The sequence below is a fragment of the Erythrobacter donghaensis genome, from assembly GCF_001557325.1.
GTDB lineage: Bacteria > Pseudomonadota > Alphaproteobacteria > Sphingomonadales > Sphingomonadaceae > Erythrobacter > Erythrobacter donghaensis_B.
The window spans coordinates 1-318 of record NZ_LSJS01000189.1; the positions used below are offsets into that span (position 1 = coordinate 1).

At 75.5% G+C, this 318-nt stretch carries 1 protein-coding gene; it reads left to right on the plus strand.

Annotated features, from left to right (window positions below):
- Positions 1-318, plus strand: a 318-nt coding sequence (locus AX692_RS11425; RefSeq protein WP_269143355.1) for a helicase-related protein, incomplete at both ends; no start/stop codon positions are given.

Genomic DNA, 318 nt, shown 5'->3' on the forward strand with positions numbered 1-318 from the left:
GGTGCGCGAGCGGCTCGAGCCGCGCCTCCCGAACACGCCGATCCATGCGCTCCACGGCCAGATCGAGCCCGCCGCACAACGCGCCGCGATCCGCCGCGATACCGAAGGCCGCCGCCGGATCGTGCTCGCGACCGCCATCGCCGAAACCTCGCTGACATTGGACGGCGTGAGCGTGGTGGTCGATTCCGGCCTCGCCCGCCTCGCCGAGTTTGACCGTTCGGCGGGCACCACCCACCTTGTCACCCGCCGCGCTTCGCAGGCCGCGGCGGCGCAGCGCGCAGGGCGGGCGGCGCGGCAGGGGCCGGGGGTGGCCTACCG